The organism is Thermorhabdus hydrogeniformans, from assembly GCF_049310025.1.
Taxonomy (GTDB): Bacteria; Bacillota; Thermosediminibacteria; order Thermosediminibacterales; family Tepidanaerobacteraceae; genus JBJYKD01.
Genome location: NZ_JBJYKD010000179.1, coordinates 1 through 264 on the forward strand (window position 1 = coordinate 1; position 264 = coordinate 264).

Consider the following 264-nt stretch of genomic DNA (forward strand, 5'->3'; position numbering starts at 1 on the left):
GGACTCTAAATCGGTTAACTCTTCGATTTTGAGCGTTTCAGTCAACATGGTCAGACGTGGCCATAAGTCTTGGTCGACACGTTCTTGTTCTTCTTCACTGTTACGTGGTAACAGCTGAATGAGTAAACCACCAGCACGTTGCGCTGAACTGGCCAAAACGATACACGTTGGAATTTGGGCAGACAGGTCATAGTACTGCATTAAACAACCCGCAAGATTTGGCTTGTCTAAAGCCACAATCCCTTGATAACGCTCACCAAATTC

1 protein-coding gene is annotated in these 264 nt (G+C 45.5%); it reads right to left on the reverse strand.

The genetic code is table 11. The annotated features are described in order from the left end of the window. A partial coding sequence (locus ACKX14_RS16020; protein WP_422449401.1) for an Hsp33 family molecular chaperone HslO occupies positions 1-264 on the reverse strand: 264 nt, incomplete at both ends.